This is a genomic window from Paenibacillus sp. P4_A9 (assembly GCF_056402415.1).
On the sequence record NZ_JBFUHL010000010.1, the window covers coordinates 34239 to 51436 of the forward strand.

Consider the following 17198-nt stretch of genomic DNA (forward strand, 5'->3'; position numbering starts at 1 on the left):
CTGCCATCCCCTCTGATATCAATTAGATTTTCAAAATAGCGCCAGCACTTGCGTTCGTCACCATTTTGGTATAACGCGCCAAGTAGCCAGAAGTAATCTTTTGTTGGAATCCAGACCAAGTCTCACGACGTTTGGCAAACTCTTCATCGCTGATTTGCAATTCGATTTTGCGTCCATCCATGTCTACGTCGATGATGTCGCCATCATGTACGAAAGCAAGTGGTCCACCTTCAGCAGCCTCAGGTGACATATGACCAAGCGAGATCCCGCGGGATGCGCCAGAGAAACGTCCATCTGTAATCAAGGCTACTTTCGCGCCTAGACCCATACCTACGATTTGGGACGTTGGTGCCAACATTTCTGGCATACCAGGTCCACCTTTTGGTCCTTCATAACGAATGACAACGACGTGTCCTTCTTTAACTTTTCCATTAGCGATACCGGACAAAGCTTCATCTTGTGAGTCGAAGCAGATTGCCGGGCCTACGTGACGTCCACCAACGGACTTATCAACGGCACCGACTTTAACGATACTGCCTTCAGGAGCCAAGTTACCGAAAAGAACAGCCAATCCACCGCGCTCACTATGTGGGTTCGTCAACGGACGAATAACGTCAAAGTTCTGAATCTCACAACCAGCTACATTCTCGCGAAGTGTTTGTGCCGTAACAGATAGACAGTCACCGTTGAAAGCACCTGGTTTTTTGAGCAACTCATTGATGACTGCACTTACTCCGCCTGCCAAATGCACATCTTCGATGTGGTAATCGGAAGCTGGAGCGATTTTTGCAAGATGAGGAACGCGTTCTGCTACTTCGTTAATACGAGCGATCGGATACTCGATTCCCGCTTCTGCCGCGATTGCCAATGTGTGAAGAACTGTGTTCGTGGATCCACCCATCGCCATATCCAAAGCAAATGCGTTATCAATCGCATCAATCGTTACGATATCACGCGGCTTAATGTCTTTTTCGATCAGAACCATCAGCTGTTTTGCACAATCTTTAACGAATTGTTTACGCTCATCAGCAACGGCAAGAATCGTACCGTTACCTGGCATTGCTAGTCCAAGACCTTCAGCTAGACAGTTCATGGAGTTCGCTGTAAACATACCGGAACATGATCCACATGTCGGACAGCCGTATTGTTCTAGCTCTTCCAGACCCGCTTCATCTAATTTACCCGCTTGGAAAGCACCAACGCCTTCAAATACGGAAGAAAGGGAAATGGATTTACCGTTTTTATCTTTACCAGCTTTCATCGGTCCACCGCTTACTAACATCGTTGGGATGTTAACACGAAGAGCACCCATGATCATACCCGGTGTAATTTTATCACAGTTAGGAATACAGACCATACCATCGAACCAGTGCGCGTTAACTACCGTTTCCAAGGAATCCGCAATAATCTCACGGCTTGGCAAGGAATAACGCATCCCGATATGACCCATCGCAATACCATCGTCAACACCGATTGTGTTGAACTCGAAAGGAACTCCGCCTGCTTCGCGAATTGCTTCTTTCACGAGCTTACCGAATTCTTGCAAGTGAACATGTCCAGGAATAATGTCTATATAAGAGTTACAAACCGCGATAAACGGCTTGCCGAAATCTTCTTCTTTAACGCCGGCTGCACGTAGTAAGCTACGGTGTGGAGCGCGGTCGAAGCCTTTTTTGATCATGTCACTACGTTGTTTTGGATGTGCCATTCTTTATTCCTCCTAGAATACATTTCAGTTATGAAAACAATGAAACTATCATACCACACTTCTCAAAAAATTTCTTCCTTTAGTGTGATAACGCATCAACGTGGAAGTAAAGTATCTATTATGCTCTTCAGCAATCAACTTACTTCCTGCCAAAATCCGCCTTAATTTCGCCCCACTTTTTCGTATCCCATTTGACGATTTTATTCGTGTACGTATTCGTATGCAGCCATTTCAAGRCACGATCCACCAAGGTCCATATTTCTGCCGTGGACGCATCTCTAACTAAATTAGTCGATACTTCCTTCTTGCGAATCCAGCTCAGCGCTGTGACCGAATCGGTATAAATGGTTTGTTTACTGCCTTTTTTCTGTAGGTAAGCAAGTCCATGTACGATGGCAAGAAATTCGCCTAGGTTATTCGTTCCCTTCGAGATCGGTCCTTGGTAGAAAATGATCTCACCAGTTCGTGTATCCACGCCCTTATATTCCACGATTCCCGGGTTTCCTGAGCAGCCTACGTCCACAGAAATACTATCATAATCCACCTCAGGCGCTGACTCAGGAGTCGCTGATTTTTTGCCAACAGCGGGACCCCCAGTGCCTTTACCGGCAAAATTAAGTGATTTCTGCCAGCCCTTCTCCAGTGCTTGACGCGCTTCACCTTCGGATTCATAAGACTTGAACTTCGCTTGCGGATACCCGTTAGTCTGCGCCTGGCATTCAGCCCATGAACGGTAAACACCAGGCTTGTGCCCTACCCAAACGACATAAAATTTCGCTGCAGCCATATTATTCACTCCGTAATTTAAGATGTAATTGCTCCACCAGCTCTTCGACGACCTTCACCGTATCTTGAAAATACGGTTTGTAATCCAAGTCAGCGATAAATCGAAGATACGTTTCACCAATATCTACTAGTTGCTTGCGATATTCTATGCTAGGAATGACATGCGTCTCAAGCTCGCGGTACGTGCCGTTCGTTCGCTCCTCTACAGAAGATAGCTCAAGCTGTTCCTCCGCTAGATGACGCACAACGAAGGAGAAGCCTCTACATTCCGGGTCACCGCAACCGCAAACGAAGAACGGCATTCGTTCCCACTGATCAGCAGGGGCGAAGCGGTTCGGTGCTGTGTCGTGCATCGCACTATATAATAAGGCAGGCAGACCAACATCTATGCATAGGGGTTCTTCAATAATCAAACTATCTTCCACAGACATATGAACATCCGCTTGAATGATTTGTAAATCTTTATCTAAGGACCAGCCTTTAATCGCTAGTTCAAACATGCTTTCTCCCCGCTTTCCCGACTTCCATTTTTCCATTATAACAAAGTCGAAACGTTCTTGCTTTTACGCTTTTAAATAAGGATAAAATTCCCAATAAAAAAATGAGTAATATTAACAAAACTGTTCATACTACCTATTACTGGAGGTGATATCAGATGGCTACAGGACAATCTCGCAGCAGTAACTCCTTAGTAGTTCCTCAAGCTTCATCAGCCCTAGACCAATTGAAGTATGAAGTTGCTCAAGAATTGGGCATCCAAATTCCTCAAGATGGCTACTACGGTTATATGACGTCTTATGACACAGGATCTATCGGGGGCAGCATCACTCGTCGTCTCGTTCAAATTGCTGAGCAACAACTTGCTGGTACAAGCAATAAATTCAGCAGATAATCTCGATCTCGCTCCACTATACTTAAGCAACAAAAGGGCCTTCATCCGGGTAGATACTCGGAGAAAGCCCTTTTTTTTCATCTCAACCTATTTGATGTCGTAGATCTTGTACAAATCATCCAACATGATGTTAGCCGATCTAACGCCGCCGCCTGTATTCCAAGTTGCATCATTTACTTTTACTAATTTATTTTCTTTCACCACTTTAAGATTTTTCCAAAGCGGATCATTCATCCATTCTTGCTCTTGTTTATTCCCTTTACCGTCGCCGATTTCATACGTAAAGTAGAATACGCGATCAGCAGCATCCAGCTCAGTCAAACGTTCTTTCGTAATATCTTCGAAGGATTTCTCATTACTTTTAGCATCCGAACGAGCGAAACCAAGTTGTTTAAAGACAACTCCTGAGAACATATCGTCGTAATAGAATCTCGTTTTTCCACCCATAAATCGGATGACTGCCACTTTTTCCTTCAGCTTATCGCCTGCTTTGGATTTGAAATCTGCAATTCGTTTATCGAAGCTGCCAATTACTTTGTCGCCTTCTGCTTTCTTATTCAATGCATCAGCGTAAAGACTGAAGTTATTTTTCCATTCTCCGCGCAGCGTTTCTGAGAAAACTGTCGGCGCAATAGCTTTTAATTGCTCATATATTTTTTCTTGACGAAGCTTATTCCCAATAATTAAATCTGGTTTAAGTGATGCGATAACTTCCAAATTCGGTTGTCCCTCTACACCTAATGTAGTAACACCTTGCATATCCGCTTTAAAGTGGTCATACCAAGGGTTGCCATAGAAAGATTCAACTGCTCCAACCGGCTTAACCCCAAGTGCGAGTAAAGCTTCTGTTCCTTCATTCGTCAAAATAACAACACGTTTGGGATTCGCAGGTACTACAGTTTCACCCATAGCGTGTTTAATTGTACGCGGAGCTTCTGCTTTCGCAGTTTCTTGCGGCGCTGCAGAGGCAGACGACTTTGTTTCTGATTTGGCTCCACATGCAGTTACGATCATACTTAAAACAACGAGACATGCAACAATAGCCCACGTTCTTCCAAACGCAAGGTGTTTTTTACTAAACATAATTATGAAGTTCCCCCTAGTTGTTTTTAATTGTGATAACGATTCTCATTCTCTAACACATATTAATAGAATTGGGCATTCATTGTCAACCTTTTTTTGATAATGATTCTCATACTCGTTGACTTCGACTAAGGTTAACCTTAGAATATATGAAGCAAGAAAGGTAGGAAGGAAGCAGGTAACCATCATGCATACATCAACGTCAGAACGCCTCTCTCATTTTTATAAAAGTATCGGATTACTAGCAGCCGTCTGTATTCTCCTTACATTAATAATAAGCAGTGTCCGCTTCGGTCTCCATGCCTATTCCTGGGATCAAATCATGACATCCTTTAATCCTTCAGACAAACCTACGAATGAATCGATTATCATTCAAACTGTACGTATACCTAGAGCTTTGATTGCCGCACTCGTTGGCGGCAGTTTGGCCGTAGCAGGCGCATTAATGCAAGCGATGACTCGAAATCCACTCGCTTCGCCTAGCATTTTCGGAATTAACTCTGGAGCAGCTTTTGCCATTGTTGTCGCTGTTGGCTTTTTCAATGTGTCTAGTCTTACGCACTTTACATGGATTGCTTTTCTCGGTGCCGCAATCAGCGCATCACTGGTCTACGGGCTCGGATCGCTAGGCCGCGACGGCTTAACACCGATGAAAATCACTCTGGCAGGTGCTGCGATGACAGCCTTTTTCGCTTCGCTCACACAGGGCATTCTACTTGGCAATGGCAAAGCCTTTGAGCAAGTGCTGTATTGGCTTGTTGGTTCTGTAGAAGGACGAACCATGGCTATGCTGCAATCCGTGTATCCCTATATGCTGCTCGCATGGGTTGGTGCCATCCTATTATCTCCACACATCAACGTCTTATCGATGGGTGACGATATTGCCAAAGGACTAGGGCAGCAAACCGTTTACATAAAACTAATTACTGCACTCATAATAGTTATACTTGCTGGCGGCTCAGTCGCTGTGGCTGGCCCTATTGTATTTATCGGCCTCATGATTCCTCATATTGTCCGCTTCCTTGTGGGCATTGACTACCGTTGGGTTATTCCCTATTGTGCAGTGCTTGGCGGAATCCTGTTGGTTAGTGCAGATATTGGGGCTCGCTTCATTATTATGCCGAAAGAGGTTCATGTCGGCGTTATGACAGCTATTCTTGGCGTTCCTTTCTTTATTTACATTGCGCGCAAAGGAGGACTCCTCAAATGATTGCTTCCAAGCGATATGTTACGATTCGAAGTAAAAGCTACTCTTTTTTAATTAGCACAAAATCCATCATAATTACACTAGCCCTGCTTGCTGCTGTCATCCTTATGATGATAGTGAGTACAGGTATCGGCAGTATTACGATTAAACCTTTTGATGTCATACGCGCTGTATTTGGTTATGGAACGGATCCAAGTACAATGATTGTTCGATCATTGCGTTTGCCTCGTGTCATCGTGGCTGTCCTGATCGGCGCCGCTCTAGGCGTCTCCGGGGCTATTTTACAAGGAATCGTGCGCAATCCGCTCACATCACCGGACACAATTGGTACAACAGGCGGCGCAACGCTAGGCGCTGTTTCTTTCTTCTTCTTTTGCTCAGATAAACTAAGCATTCATTGGCTACCAGTCGCCGCTATTCTAGGGGCATTCCTTGCAACCTTGTTGGTTTACATTTTTTCTTGGAAAAATGGCATTACACCGTTGCGACTCGTCCTCATTGGGACTGGGCTCACAGCCGCAATGAGCGCTTTATCTTATTTAATGATGCTTACTGGACCTATCGTACTCGCCAATCAATCACTTACTTTTATGACTGGCAGTATATATGGCGTATCCTGGGCCAAAGCCGTATATCCATTGCTGCCTTGGGTTGCTGTATTAATACCAGTTATTTTCTTCTATGCGCGGCATATTACCATCCAATCCTTAGGAGAGGATATTGCTCAAAGTGTTGGAAGTCGTGTTCAGCGTCAACGGTTTCTGTTAATCATGCTAAGTGTCGCCCTGTCGGGCGCTGCTGTCGCATTTGGCGGAGCCATAAGCTTCATTGGGCTCATGGCTCCGCACATTTCACGCAAACTGGTCGGTCCTAGCTTCGGTTCTTTGATCCCTGTCTCTGCCTTAACAGGCTCTTTACTTCTGCTTCTTGCAGACTTAGCTGGACGTTCCCTATTCAAGCCACTTGATATTCCGGCAGGCGTCTTCACGGCAGCCATCGGCGCACCTATCTTCATCTACGTCCTATATCGCAGTAGAAATCGTGGATAACCTCCCCATGTCTACGAAAAAGGAGAACGAGCTCATGACTACATTAGACCAAGCACTCGAAGCCCAATCGCTTCAATTGACATATGGAGATACAACGATTTTCCAAAGCTTAAATCTGCAGATCCCTAAAGGTAAAATAACTGTTTTTATCGGCAGTAACGGCTGTGGAAAATCCACCCTTCTGCGCTCACTTGCCCGACTTATGAAGCCTGCCTCTGGTAGTATTCTTTTGGATAGCCATGAGATTGCTAAACTCTCTACCAAAGAGGTTGCCAGACGAATGGCGATCTTGCCCCAAGGACCTACTGCACCAGAAGGACTCACCGTCAGACAGCTCGTCAAACAAGGACGCTATCCTTATCAAAGCTGGCTGCAGCAATGGTCCGCGGAGGATGAGAGCAAGGTCATGCGCGCTCTCGAGCTTACCGATATGCTGGAATTTGCCGATCGCACCGTCGACTCACTCTCCGGAGGACAGCGCCAGCGCGCTTGGATTGCGATGACATTAGCTCAAGATACGCCTACTTTACTCTTAGATGAACCGACCACCTACCTCGATCTTACCCATCAAATTGAGGTACTGGACTTATTGTTTGAGCTTAACGAGAGAGAACAGCGCACAATTGTCATGGTTTTGCACGACATTAATCTAGCATGTCGCTACGCGCATCATATTGTTAGCATCAAGAAGGGTTCCGTTTACGCGGAAGGAAAGCCTGAGGACATCGTAAATGCACCATTGCTGCGTGAAGTTTTCGGTATGGATTGTCAGGTAATGACGGACCCTATCTTTGGAACCCCCATGTGCATCCCTTATGGCAAGGGCCGCATTTTGCTGCAAAAAGAACCCCAATCACAATTGTGATCGGGGTTCTTTTGATGAAATAATAGGAGTATGAGTGCTCAATCGTTCTTGCATAAGTAGCCATATTATAACTGCTTTCAAACTATTTTAATTCTGTAACATCGTTCATATTGGTTCACAGAAGTGCGTAAAATCAAGGGTTCTGAGTAATTCTCTTGTAACATCGTTCACGTTTGAACACACTAATTGACCACATTGCGTGGTCTTTTTTGTGGTCAAGCTATATCCTATAATTAAAGGTTTTTTTATATGAATTATCTGTAACATCTGTAACAAATCCTTAAAACCATTGGTATATATGGGTTTATAGTGTTACAAATGGTGTTACAGATGGTGTTACAGATGGTGTTACAGATGGTGTTACAGATGGTGTTACAGATATTTATTATTTGTAACAGATTCAACCCTTGTGGCCACATGTTCTGCTTGTTCGCTGTTTATGGGCAATGGTGGGTGTCACTCCAATGTACGTTAATACAAAGAATCATACATTCGTTTCCTTTATTTATAGGCAATCGCTATAAAAATCTATATTCCCGACTTTGGCAAAATAAATCATACATTCAAATCGTTGATTTTATTGAACAAAAAAAGGATGATCCAAAATTGGATTCACCCCTTCTCTTTCATTGCGTTATTGATCTTTTTAAGCTCTTCTAGGCTTTCGCCTATGTCCTTAGCTACCGTTTCCACCTGGGCTAAGCCGGATTCACGATCAATATACTTGATCTCCCTATACATCAAATACCCTATAATACCGAATATGATGAACATAATAAGTGATGCATATAGAGATATAGCTGGACCTGTTATTTCAGTAATCATTTCACTCATTGTCACTCATCATTCACCCCATACACTAAACATGCTCATATCATGCCCAATGCATACAAATAGGTCTACGTGGTGCAATCCTTACTCAATCAATACATCTTCGTTACTGGCTTCCTGTTGCTTCTCCCACAACTCAAAGGCCTTTATCAAGTTGTTCTTTGTTTCTTCGTCCAAATTCAAGGCAATCTCTTCTGGTTTATTTAACATGGTTTTCCTCCGTAAATATCTTAAGTGTTCTGCCATCTGGCCGAGGAATCTCCAACCTGGGAACGTCATTAATTATCCTCACCCAATCATCGTATTTTTTCTGAGCAAGAAATTCTTCTGCCGCTGCTTTTGTCCCTTTAAATCCAATTGGATAAATGCTAACGGATCCATCTTTCTCATACTCAATGATAAACACGCCATGCTGTACTTCAGGATCAGACGCGTTCAAAGCCTGTTGGAGCTTCGCCAATCTCGCTTTGCTCATACTTACCGCCCCTTCTTCCCTTGCTCGGCTGCCTGTTCTTCTAAGGCCGCTAAGCGATCCTCGATTTCGCCTTCCTTCATCGCGGTTAGCATGACATTGGCGATATATGTAATCGTCCTGGCTTGTTTATCAATCATGTCATACTCTTCCGGCTTAGCGTTTTTAACCCTGTTGACCATATCCTGCAATAGTTTACGTACGTCGTTGGGCTTCTGAAGTCGTACCCTAGCCACCCGGGCCATACTTGCCATATCGTACCCCCCTTTCTCTTTATCCCTTGATACACCTATATTGGTGCTACTTTAACCATTACAAAAAGTGTCATTTTAAAGCCTGTAAAAGCCCTTCTAAGTAACATTTTTCCGTGGTGGTAATGTGGTAATAATGAGCCTATATAAGGCAAGAGAAGCCCATTTCTGAGCCTCTCTGTGTGGTTGCTTAGTKGAAATGAACATGATCCTTCGCTCGGGTAAGTGGCGTACCTGGCATAACCCAAGACCGATGCTTCATCGCTGTTTTGCTTTCTTCGTCAATATCCAAGTGATCGACGACCGGAATAAATTGTGTGCTCGTCAGAATGCTGGCATTTTCATGAAGTGTATTATATTCGCGGTTAAGCTCCATTACTTTGTCGTAAGCTACTTGAAGAATCTGTACTGACTCTTCCCACATCCGATTCTGCTCAGCACCCACGTCCACTAAGAAGCTCTGAAACTCGCGATATACGTCTTTTGCCATCTGCTTTTCACGTAAATCAGACGCTGAAATTAAATCGAGCTCGTCCCGGATTAGTGAGATTGCCGTCTTAACATTAGCGATCTTGCTCGAAATGGCAACTGGAATAGTATCGCCCTCGGTATACTCTTTAAGATACTGCTGCTGTAGATTCGCAAGCTCAGATTCCTTGACTGCTTGTTGACTTAACAGATCGTTATTTTTCGAAGTCATCTTGTCCTCGTAACTTTTGAACGCGGCGTATGTGCTGAGATTGAACTTAATTCCCATGTGTAATTCCCCCTATTTAATAGTCTGTCGTTGCCCAATCATCGTCCATAAGCGCATCGTCTTCTGCTTCTTTAATTACTCTTTGAACTGACTCGACAAGGCTCAAGTGTCTGCCAGTTTCAAAATCGAATTGGTTAAACTTCTCAAATATCTCCGCCGGAATGTAACCGGCTTCATAGCGTTCGCCCGTTTCTGCTTCATACCAGGCGTGGAAGTCGCGGAACTCAGAATTTAAGCTCTCCTCTGTTTCATAACGATTGAAGTCAACATTAAAACCATCATCGTCATCAGGTACTGCTCCCCCTAAATCATCGTTGAAACCCATTTATTTAACCCCCTTAACTAATGTGTTCTTATAGCCGTTTCTGGCTCTTCATATTTGTACTCTTCTCTGTAATTCGCTTCAAAATCGTATTTATCACGCTGTATAAGCATCCGTAATGCACCATTCATCGTCTGTCCTCTAGCTGCACATCGCTTGCGAAATTCCTCACGTTCACCATCGGGAAGAAGAAGTAATATCTTTTCCATGTCATCAACTCCCTTATATATTTAACTACCTAAAGTATATCATACTTATAGATAAAAGTTATCACTTTTCAATAAAACATAAATAATATTTATCGATTTTACGATTTCGGAAAACTCGGAATACAAAAAGAAGCCGCTCATTGAGCAGCTCCCGATCTGTGGTGTATAATAACCGTGTATTGGTATTACCTGGGCGCTTGAACTGTTACAGCAGTTGAGCGTCTTTTCTGCATTGTTCTAACTAATGCCATTCGCATAGCTGGATACTTCCTCCACATTCGATAAATCATGTTTTCACCCCTAGCTTAAATTTAGCGAGGTTCGATCTAATTCCTTCAGCTGTGATTCCAATGTATCGCAATGTAACGTCCGGCTTACTGTGGTTGAGAATTTTCTGAAGCTCGGCTACGTCCTTAAACTGTTTATAGTGCCAATAGCCGAACGTCTTACGAAGCGTGTGATTCCCAACGTGTTCAACACCAGCCATGTCGGCCGCTTTATTTAGCTGCCTGTAAGCTTGTGTCGGAGTGATATGGCTGTCACCCTTCCTTGATGGGAATAACCATTCACTGTCCAATGTATCGATATAGGCGTTTAGCTCATCATAGATGTTTTCGAGTGCCAGTGTATCATTAGTCTTACCTGTCTTGCCTTCTTTGAGTTTCATCTCCTTCTTACGTTTAATGTCCTTAACTTTGATCTCCACCAGATCACCCACTCGAAGCCCGGTGTTGATTCCCAATAGGAATAAAATGTAATCGCGCTCGCTACAGTGGCGGCGTAACGCCCATATCATGTCATCGATCTTCTCCTCACTCCGAATCGGTTGGACATCCTTTTCAAGATTTTGTTTCTTCAAAACTTGTTTGTATGCCGTATCCAAAGATACTTTATTCTCTTCCACCTTCTTATAAAGTTCAGGATCAGCTTTCTTCACTCGGTTTATAGCTTTCATTGTGGCGATATCTACGCCTGCCAGATCCGACGTACGAAGCCCGGCTTTCTTTTGTTCACAATCACATCATTCCGAAAATGGGACATATCCCCTTAATGAAAGTCACACCTATGGATATCCAGAAGTTCTATAACGATCTTGCTCAAACATGCTCAGTTGGACATATAAACAATATTGCTAACCTTGTAACAAAGTCATTTAAACAGGCCTATGAATGGGGAATGATTCCGAAGAATGTAGCAGCACTTGTTAAAAAACCTGCTATGGGAAGAAAGAATGCCAGCTTGAAGGTTTGGACTGTAGAACAACAGAAGCAATTCCTGGATTATACGAAGCTCGTATCTCCGTTTTATTACTGCATGTTTCTTCTATCCCTGACCTCTGGTATGCGGATCGGAGAAGTTATTGCTCTCAACTGGAATGATGTTGATTTGAAATCCAATATGATATCGGTGCGGCGTACCATGGTATTCGCTAACAAGCAAATCTACATTAAGGACTCGCCAAAGACAGAAGGATCGGTACGAAGCATTACAATTGCGAAGAATACCATTAAGGTATTGAGGCAGTATAAAATTAAGCAGGCGCCTAATGAATTAAACTTACTATTTCCAAGTCCAAAGACGAACCACATTTTGTATCACAATTCCGTTTCTAAAGGATTCAACAGGATGATCGTCGGGGCGGGTGTTCCAAGAATAACGCTTCATGGATTGAGACATACATTTGCGACCACATTACTCGAGCTTGGTGTCAATGCGAAAGTTGTGCAAGAAATGCTCGGACACTCCACGATTAAAACTACAATGGACACATACTCCCACGTACTTCCTAATATGCAAAAAAGCGCTGCTGAACACATCAACGCGGCTTTGTTTTAGGATCAATGTGGTCATATTGTGGTCATATACCCCTTTAAACACAAATAAACCCTTACAGGTAAAGGGATTCCAAGGAAAGCATATAATTGCTTTCAAACTATTGTTGTTCTGCAACATCGTTCCCGTTATTTCATGAGAGCGCTTGAAATCACATTTTCTATAGATTTTAACTGTAATATCGTTCACGATAAAACACACTAATTGACCACATTGCGTGGTTGTACGAGTTGCTTTGCTAAAGTAATATTTATTCAACTAGTTGTCCGAATAAAAAAGAACCCCTTTCGGGGTTCCTCTTCGACGGTGAATAGATTGATGGTACTTTTGCCTTGAACCTTACTTGGCTGGGTCTCTACCTCATCACACTAATTGCAGTACATGACTACATTAATGAGCTCACGGCACATCGCCTCGCTTCAATATGGATTCAAAAACAACTTCCCTGGTGTTTTATCTTTGAATGCTCTGCGACACTACACCTCGCTGTTTTCACCGTCGTAAGATATTATGTTCGATCCCTACAGTTTTAATACGTGAATACAAAATGTGTCTAATTTTCTATCCTCTGCCAGAGCTAACCACCACTTCTGTTTGGATGTAATTTCATAAATTCACTCTTTGCAGCTTACATGTACAATTGGGCTTTATTATACAGCAACGATTAAAACAAAAAAAGCCACTCCGTTTGGAGTGACTTTGGATTGTTAAAATGAAAAAGACCCCACAATAAAGTGAGGTCTAAATCGACGGAGAAATCAACGGATTTCAGACTATCGTCGAGACCATTGGCAGTCCGCCACATAACCTCTGCTTGTATATCCGATTGCTTACCAAAACGAGCTCGAAACTTCTGCTTGAGGGCAGCGAGAGAAGTTCGAGCAACATGACCAATCGTCGTCATTCCAAGCGCCACAAAGTGCCTCGTGCTGCCAAAATTATTCCTGATCTCCTAGCAGGATCTCCGGCCACAATCGCCCTCTCTCCATCTATTGACAAAAAGGCAAAAAAACGACGGTTTATTTTAAATGCAGTCTGACTTATGTCCAAGCAATCACTATGTACCGAGCGTAAATTATACCGTAATGAAAATTCACTTACTGAGAGGAATGAGTAAATATGAGCGGAGTAGGTTATGGTGTTGTTGACAGCCAGTAAGATGACCATAACTACGATGTTCTTCTTGGAGCGTAACCATGAGCTTTCCGTCTCGCAGTTTGAAATAGACTATTGACGCCATCGCTTCGGAAGTAACACGCCTTTAGTGTTATCCTGTATGTTTTTATTGGATGGCTGTCCCCGTCTCAATGACCAATAAAAATAATTGAATAAATAGAAATTTCATCTTCATCACTTTTAGATATTTCTTGTACTACAATAAGAACGTCCTGAAGGAGGTCTGGCACTTATGTCCAACAATAGGGAAACTGTTGCCATTATTGGCTTAGGTTATGTGGGGCTGCCTCTCGCCATTGCTTTTGTTAAAAAAGGTTACAAGGTATTCGGTGTTGATATTAACGAAAAGAGAATCGAGGTATTGCGTAATGGGAAAAGCTTTATTTCTGACATAAGTGATGATGAGATCGGAGGACTCATAGATTGCAAAAGATTTGAAGCAACAACGGACTACCTTGTTCTAAGTAAAACGGATCATATTATTATCTGTGTACCAACTCCCCTGCGAAATAAAGAGCCGGATTTATCTTATGTGTACTCAACTATTAATCAGATGGCACCTTATCTGCAGCCGGGACAATTAGTAGTACTCGAGAGCTCCACTTATCCTGGAACTACAGAGGATATCATTAAGCCGCTTTTGGAAAACCATGGCTTTACAATAGGTTCTAATCTTTTTCTCGGATATTCTCCGGAACGAATTGATCCGGGCAACATGCAGTTTACTCTGGAGCAAATTCCGAAAATTGTGAGTGGGGTGACGGATTGTTGTCTCGAGAAAGTAGCAACGCTGTATAGAGACGTTTTCCAAACAATCGTTCCTGTATCTTCCCCTCGTATTGCGGAGTTCGTAAAAATCTTAGAAAATAGCCAACGGCTTATTAATATTTCGTTTATCAACGAGGTCAACATGCTGGCAAACTTGCTGCAAATCAATATATGGGAAGTCATTCAAACGGCATCCACGAAACCTTTCGGTTTTACCCCATTTTATCCCAGCCCAGGAGTCGGCGGGCATTGCATCCCTGTCGATCCATTTTACTTAACATGGATTGGCATGCAGGAGGGGTTTCCTTTAACAATGATTCAGCAGGCTGGAATTGTGAATGAAATGATGCCCCACTTTGTAGTCAAACGGATCACGCAGATTCTTTCGGAAAGAGGAGTTTCCGCCCAGCAAGCAAATATTGGTATCATCGGCCTCACCTACAAAAAAGATGTAAACGATATTCGAGAATCGGCTTCCATGAAGGTGATTGAACTTTTGCTTAATAAAAAAATGAAAGTCTCCGTTCATGATCCGGTCTATCAGGGGAACGTCCCTTTTAACTTGCCTATCCTTCAAATAGATCAATTGAAGTTACAGGAGTTGGACGCCATCGTAGTGCTTGTCGATCATTCTTGCATCAAATGGAATGATGTAGTCAACCATAGCCGGTGCGTGATCGATACGAGAAATGTAACGGCCTCCTATAAGGGCGATCATATTGTACGAATTTAGAAAACAAAAGGGAGTGAATGGGGGATGATTCCTTTAGTGGACCTCGCTCGCCAGTTTCAATCCATCAAAAAAGAAATACTGCAGCAAATGGAGGGCGTGATCGACAGCGGCAAATATATAATCGGTGATCATGTGAGGCAAGTAGAGCAGAGGATTGCGGAAAAGACAAGTGCAGCCTTCGCGATAGGCGTAGGAAATGGAACGGATGCCTTAATCATGACTTTGGATGCGTATGGCATCGGGGAAGGGGACGAAGTCATCACGACTCCTTTTACTTTTTTCGCTACCGCTGAGGCCATATCCAGATTAGGCGCCAAGCCGGTGTTCGTTGATATTGATCCACTCACTTATAACATTGATCCTTTGAGGGTAGAGAAGGCCATTACACCGAAAACAAAAGCGATTATACCCGTTCATTTATTTGGCCAACCCGCCGAAATGGACGTACTGATAGAGGTGGCAAAGCGGCATCATTTAATCGTCATTGAAGATGCTTGCCAAGCTTTTGGATCAGCGTATAAAGGAAAGCCTCTAGGAAGCCTTGGTGATGCGGCCTGCTTCTCCTTCTTTCCTACCAAAAATTTGGGAACTATCGGAGATGGCGGGATGATCACCACGTCTAATCCGGAAATTGCCGCAAAAATCCGCAAGCTGCGCCAACACGGAAGTTCCATGAAGTATTATCATGATATGCTTGGGTATAATAGCCGCCTGGATGAACTGCATGCTGCGATTCTGAACATCGCTCTGGACCACATCGATGAATGGAACCGCATGCGCAGGAAGCTGTCGGCTCGCTATCGAGAAGGGTTGGAAAATCTGTCATATCTACGGATACCGTATGAAAATGACGACAACACGCATATTTATCATCTCTATTGTATAGAGTCCGCAGAACGGGAAGCGATCACCGCTAAGCTCAAACAGTCTGGCATACAAACAGGTGTTTACTATCCTTGTCCGCTTCATCTGCAAAAGGCGTACGCTCATCTTTCCTACAAGAAAGATGATTTTCCAGTGGCAGAGAAGCTGTCACTCCAGTTGTTTGCAATCCCGATGAGCCCCTTCTTACAGGAAAGTGAACAAGATTACATTATTTCTGTACTGAAAAGCTATGGTAGTGAATCGACATGAGCGTGACCTTCGGCATCATCGGCTGCGGCAGGATCGCCGAACGTCACCTTCGTACGCTCGCCCGCTGCAAGGAGGCAAGGCTGATTGCGGTAAGCGATGTCGCCGAGGAACGAATGGAACAGGCAGAAGCATTGTGGCAACAAACGACGGGCAGCTGCGCTACGTTGGCAAAATCGACCGACTACCGAGTCCTGCTTGCCGATCCCTCCGTTCAAACCGTCATCATCTCCACTTTATCAGGAATGCATGCGGAAATGGCCAAAGCGGCACTTCTTATGGGCAAACATATCGTGTTGGAGAAGCCTATGACGTTATCACTAAAGGACGCAGATGAAATTATTGAACTGGCAGCCGCTCAGCAGCGCTTCGTCCAAGTATGCCACCAGCTCCGATATCGGCCGATCATGAAAAAGATTAAGGAGATCATTGCAACCGGTGCTCTTGGCCGGATTTACATGGGATCGGCAACGCTAAGAATTAATCGGTCATCCAACTATTATAGTGAGGCTTCCTGGAGGGGAACATGGTTGCAGGATGGCGGAATGCTGCTTAATCAAGGTATCCACGTCATCGACCTGCTTCAATGGTTTCTTGGCGGTGTTCAGTGTGTTTATGGAGAATTGTCTAATGGAAATATCCGAAAAGAGACGGAGGATATTGCTCTGGGCATCCTTACTTTTGAAAATGGCGCGAAAGGAATCATCGAGGCGAATTCCGTTACCCTTCCCAATAATCTGGAAAATTCGATATCCATATTTGCCGAAAAAGGGACGATATGCATCGGCGGCACTTCCTTGAATAAGCTGGAACGGTGGCACATGGAAGAGACCGCGATCAGTACGGATGAAGCGATGAAACTAATGGACGATACGGATGAACATCTATATATGTATCAAAGTTTCATTGATGCTGTGTTGGGACAAAACCATCCGACTCTGATTGATGCTATCGAAGGGAAACGAGCTCTTGAAATCATTTTCGCGCAATATATATCATCCATTAAAGGTAATCCTCAAACATTACCGATAGATTCCTTTTCGACAAACATGATGAAGGATACCGGACCGAAAACACCAAATACGTTTTAAGGGAAGCGGTGGGATTGCCGATACAGGCTCTCTC

At 43.7% G+C, this 17198-nt stretch carries 20 protein-coding genes and 1 pseudogene; 8 read left to right on the forward strand and 13 right to left on the reverse strand.

Annotated features, from left to right (window positions below):
- Positions 1-22: 22 nt before the first annotated feature.
- From ilvD to AC1DVJ_RS10065, 3 genes are all read right to left on the reverse strand, one after another.
- Entirely contained in the window at positions 23-1708 is a 1686-nt protein-coding gene (ilvD, locus tag AC1DVJ_RS10055) for a dihydroxy-acid dehydratase (protein WP_477590383.1), read from the reverse strand.
- 139 nt (positions 1709-1847) lie between these two features.
- Positions 1848-2495: a ribonuclease H gene (gene rnhA / locus AC1DVJ_RS10060; RefSeq protein ID WP_477590384.1), complete on the reverse strand. Its 648-nt coding sequence runs from the start codon at positions 2493-2495 to the stop codon at positions 1848-1850.
- A gap of 1 nt (position 2496) precedes the next feature.
- On the reverse strand, positions 2497-3030 hold the full coding sequence (locus tag AC1DVJ_RS10065; protein WP_477590386.1) for a hypothetical protein: 534 nt from the start codon (positions 3028-3030) through the stop codon (positions 2497-2499).
- A 119-nt stretch (positions 3031-3149) separates the two neighbouring features.
- On the opposite strand from AC1DVJ_RS10065, the gene AC1DVJ_RS10070 reads away from it, so the two are divergent.
- Entirely contained in the window at positions 3150-3386 is a 237-nt protein-coding gene (locus AC1DVJ_RS10070) for an alpha/beta-type small acid-soluble spore protein (RefSeq protein WP_056613391.1), read from the forward strand.
- Between the two features lie 87 nt (positions 3387-3473).
- Here the strand turns inward: AC1DVJ_RS10070 and AC1DVJ_RS10075 are convergent, their stop codons facing one another.
- On the reverse strand, positions 3474-4469 hold the full coding sequence (locus AC1DVJ_RS10075; protein ID WP_477590388.1) for an ABC transporter substrate-binding protein: 996 nt from the start codon (positions 4467-4469) through the stop codon (positions 3474-3476).
- A 187-nt stretch (positions 4470-4656) separates the two neighbouring features.
- On the opposite strand from AC1DVJ_RS10075, the gene AC1DVJ_RS10080 reads away from it, so the two are divergent.
- Genes AC1DVJ_RS10080 through AC1DVJ_RS10090 form a run of 3 tightly spaced genes read left to right on the forward strand, consistent with a single transcriptional unit; the run spans position 4657 to position 7590 of the window.
- Complete coding sequence (locus AC1DVJ_RS10080) at positions 4657-5679, forward strand: FecCD family ABC transporter permease (RefSeq protein WP_477590390.1); 1023 nt, start codon at positions 4657-4659, stop codon at positions 5677-5679.
- A complete protein-coding gene (locus tag AC1DVJ_RS10085) occupies positions 5676-6725 on the forward strand; it encodes a FecCD family ABC transporter permease (protein ID WP_477590391.1) in 1050 nt (349 codons plus the stop codon). Before AC1DVJ_RS10080 ends, AC1DVJ_RS10085 begins: the two co-directional genes overlap by 4 nt.
- A gap of 34 nt (positions 6726-6759) precedes the next feature.
- The gene (locus AC1DVJ_RS10090) at positions 6760-7590 is read left to right on the forward strand and encodes an ABC transporter ATP-binding protein (RefSeq protein WP_477590393.1); all 831 of its coding nucleotides are present in this window, start codon (positions 6760-6762) and stop codon (positions 7588-7590) included.
- Positions 7591-8202: 612 nt separating this feature from the next.
- On the opposite strand, the gene AC1DVJ_RS10095 is transcribed toward AC1DVJ_RS10090, so the two are convergent.
- From AC1DVJ_RS10095 to AC1DVJ_RS10130, 8 genes are all read right to left on the reverse strand, one after another.
- Entirely contained in the window at positions 8203-8424 is a 222-nt protein-coding gene (locus tag AC1DVJ_RS10095) for a hypothetical protein (RefSeq protein WP_477590394.1), read from the reverse strand.
- An 81-nt stretch (positions 8425-8505) separates the two neighbouring features.
- Positions 8506-8631, reverse strand: a complete 126-nt coding sequence (locus AC1DVJ_RS10100) for a hypothetical protein (protein WP_477590396.1) — start codon at positions 8629-8631, stop codon at positions 8506-8508.
- The gene (locus AC1DVJ_RS10105) at positions 8621-8896 is read right to left on the reverse strand and encodes a hypothetical protein (protein WP_477590397.1); all 276 of its coding nucleotides are present in this window, start codon (positions 8894-8896) and stop codon (positions 8621-8623) included. The genes AC1DVJ_RS10100 and AC1DVJ_RS10105 overlap by 11 nt, the downstream gene beginning before the upstream one ends.
- Before the next feature lie 2 nt (positions 8897-8898).
- Positions 8899-9147, reverse strand: a complete 249-nt coding sequence (locus AC1DVJ_RS10110; protein ID WP_477590399.1) for a hypothetical protein — start codon at positions 9145-9147, stop codon at positions 8899-8901.
- Between the two features lie 187 nt (positions 9148-9334).
- The gene (locus AC1DVJ_RS10115) at positions 9335-9901 is read right to left on the reverse strand and encodes a hypothetical protein (RefSeq protein WP_477590401.1); all 567 of its coding nucleotides are present in this window, start codon (positions 9899-9901) and stop codon (positions 9335-9337) included.
- A gap of 16 nt (positions 9902-9917) precedes the next feature.
- Positions 9918-10226 (reverse strand): hypothetical protein, encoded by a 309-nt coding sequence (locus AC1DVJ_RS10120; protein ID WP_477590402.1) that lies wholly within the window; start codon positions 10224-10226, stop codon positions 9918-9920.
- A 17-nt stretch (positions 10227-10243) separates the two neighbouring features.
- Positions 10244-10432 carry a hypothetical protein gene (locus AC1DVJ_RS10125; RefSeq protein WP_477590404.1) on the reverse strand — a complete coding sequence of 63 codons (189 nt, stop codon included), beginning with the start codon at positions 10430-10432 and terminating at the stop codon, positions 10244-10246.
- A 286-nt stretch (positions 10433-10718) separates the two neighbouring features.
- Complete coding sequence (locus tag AC1DVJ_RS10130) at positions 10719-11387, reverse strand: tyrosine-type recombinase/integrase (protein ID WP_477590406.1); 669 nt, start codon at positions 11385-11387, stop codon at positions 10719-10721.
- On the opposite strand from AC1DVJ_RS10130, the gene AC1DVJ_RS10135 reads away from it, so the two are divergent.
- Entirely contained in the window at positions 11387-12268 is an 882-nt protein-coding gene (locus AC1DVJ_RS10135; RefSeq protein WP_477590407.1) for a tyrosine-type recombinase/integrase, read from the forward strand. The two genes, AC1DVJ_RS10130 and AC1DVJ_RS10135, sit on opposite strands and share 1 nt — an antisense overlap.
- A gap of 769 nt (positions 12269-13037) precedes the next feature.
- Here AC1DVJ_RS10135 and polYB read toward each other — a convergent pair.
- Positions 13038-13187 (reverse strand): annotated as a pseudogene (gene polYB / locus AC1DVJ_RS10140) (DNA polymerase IV); the annotation flags it as partial.
- A gap of 486 nt (positions 13188-13673) precedes the next feature.
- Here polYB and AC1DVJ_RS10145 point away from each other — a divergent pair.
- From AC1DVJ_RS10145 to AC1DVJ_RS10155, 3 genes are read left to right on the forward strand one after another with little or no spacing between them, the layout of a single operon-like run.
- Positions 13674-14942, forward strand: coding sequence for a nucleotide sugar dehydrogenase (locus AC1DVJ_RS10145; protein ID WP_477590409.1), 1269 nt, complete (start codon positions 13674-13676; stop codon positions 14940-14942).
- A gap of 24 nt (positions 14943-14966) precedes the next feature.
- A complete protein-coding gene (locus AC1DVJ_RS10150; protein WP_477590410.1) occupies positions 14967-16076 on the forward strand; it encodes a DegT/DnrJ/EryC1/StrS family aminotransferase in 1110 nt (369 codons plus the stop codon).
- Positions 16073-17164 carry a Gfo/Idh/MocA family protein gene (locus AC1DVJ_RS10155; RefSeq protein ID WP_477590411.1) on the forward strand — a complete coding sequence of 364 codons (1092 nt, stop codon included), beginning with the start codon at positions 16073-16075 and terminating at the stop codon, positions 17162-17164. Before AC1DVJ_RS10150 ends, AC1DVJ_RS10155 begins: the two co-directional genes overlap by 4 nt.
- Positions 17165-17198 lie beyond the last annotated feature (34 nt).

Excerpts from the sequence above, each read along its gene's own strand:
- ilvD (WP_477590383.1), bottom strand. The coding sequence starts at position 1,708 with ATGGCACATCCAAAACAACGTAGTGACATGATCAAAAAAGGCTTCGAC.
- AC1DVJ_RS10065 (WP_477590386.1), bottom strand. The coding sequence starts at position 3,030 with ATGGAAAAATGGAAGTCGGGAAAGCGGGGAGAAAGCATGTTTGAACTA.
- AC1DVJ_RS10070 (WP_056613391.1), top strand. The coding sequence starts at position 3,150 with ATGGCTACAGGACAATCTCGCAGCAGTAACTCCTTAGTAGTTCCTCAA.
- AC1DVJ_RS10075 (WP_477590388.1), bottom strand. The coding sequence starts at position 4,469 with ATGTTTAGTAAAAAACACCTTGCGTTTGGAAGAACGTGGGCTATTGTT.
- AC1DVJ_RS10080 (WP_477590390.1), top strand. The coding sequence starts at position 4,657 with ATGCATACATCAACGTCAGAACGCCTCTCTCATTTTTATAAAAGTATC.
- AC1DVJ_RS10085 (WP_477590391.1), top strand. The coding sequence starts at position 5,676 with ATGATTGCTTCCAAGCGATATGTTACGATTCGAAGTAAAAGCTACTCT.
- AC1DVJ_RS10090 (WP_477590393.1), top strand. The coding sequence starts at position 6,760 with ATGACTACATTAGACCAAGCACTCGAAGCCCAATCGCTTCAATTGACA.
- AC1DVJ_RS10095 (WP_477590394.1), bottom strand. The coding sequence starts at position 8,424 with ATGAGTGAAATGATTACTGAAATAACAGGTCCAGCTATATCTCTATAT.
- AC1DVJ_RS10100 (WP_477590396.1), bottom strand. The coding sequence starts at position 8,631 with ATGTTAAATAAACCAGAAGAGATTGCCTTGAATTTGGACGAAGAAACA.
- AC1DVJ_RS10105 (WP_477590397.1), bottom strand. The coding sequence starts at position 8,896 with ATGAGCAAAGCGAGATTGGCGAAGCTCCAACAGGCTTTGAACGCGTCT.
- AC1DVJ_RS10110 (WP_477590399.1), bottom strand. The coding sequence starts at position 9,147 with ATGGCAAGTATGGCCCGGGTGGCTAGGGTACGACTTCAGAAGCCCAAC.
- AC1DVJ_RS10120 (WP_477590402.1), bottom strand. The coding sequence starts at position 10,226 with ATGGGTTTCAACGATGATTTAGGGGGAGCAGTACCTGATGACGATGAT.
- AC1DVJ_RS10125 (WP_477590404.1), bottom strand. The coding sequence starts at position 10,432 with ATGGAAAAGATATTACTTCTTCTTCCCGATGGTGAACGTGAGGAATTT.
- AC1DVJ_RS10130 (WP_477590406.1), bottom strand. The coding sequence starts at position 11,387 with ATGAAAGCTATAAACCGAGTGAAGAAAGCTGATCCTGAACTTTATAAG.
- AC1DVJ_RS10145 (WP_477590409.1), top strand. The coding sequence starts at position 13,674 with ATGTCCAACAATAGGGAAACTGTTGCCATTATTGGCTTAGGTTATGTG.
- AC1DVJ_RS10150 (WP_477590410.1), top strand. The coding sequence starts at position 14,967 with ATGATTCCTTTAGTGGACCTCGCTCGCCAGTTTCAATCCATCAAAAAA.
- AC1DVJ_RS10155 (WP_477590411.1), top strand. The coding sequence starts at position 16,073 with ATGAGCGTGACCTTCGGCATCATCGGCTGCGGCAGGATCGCCGAACGT.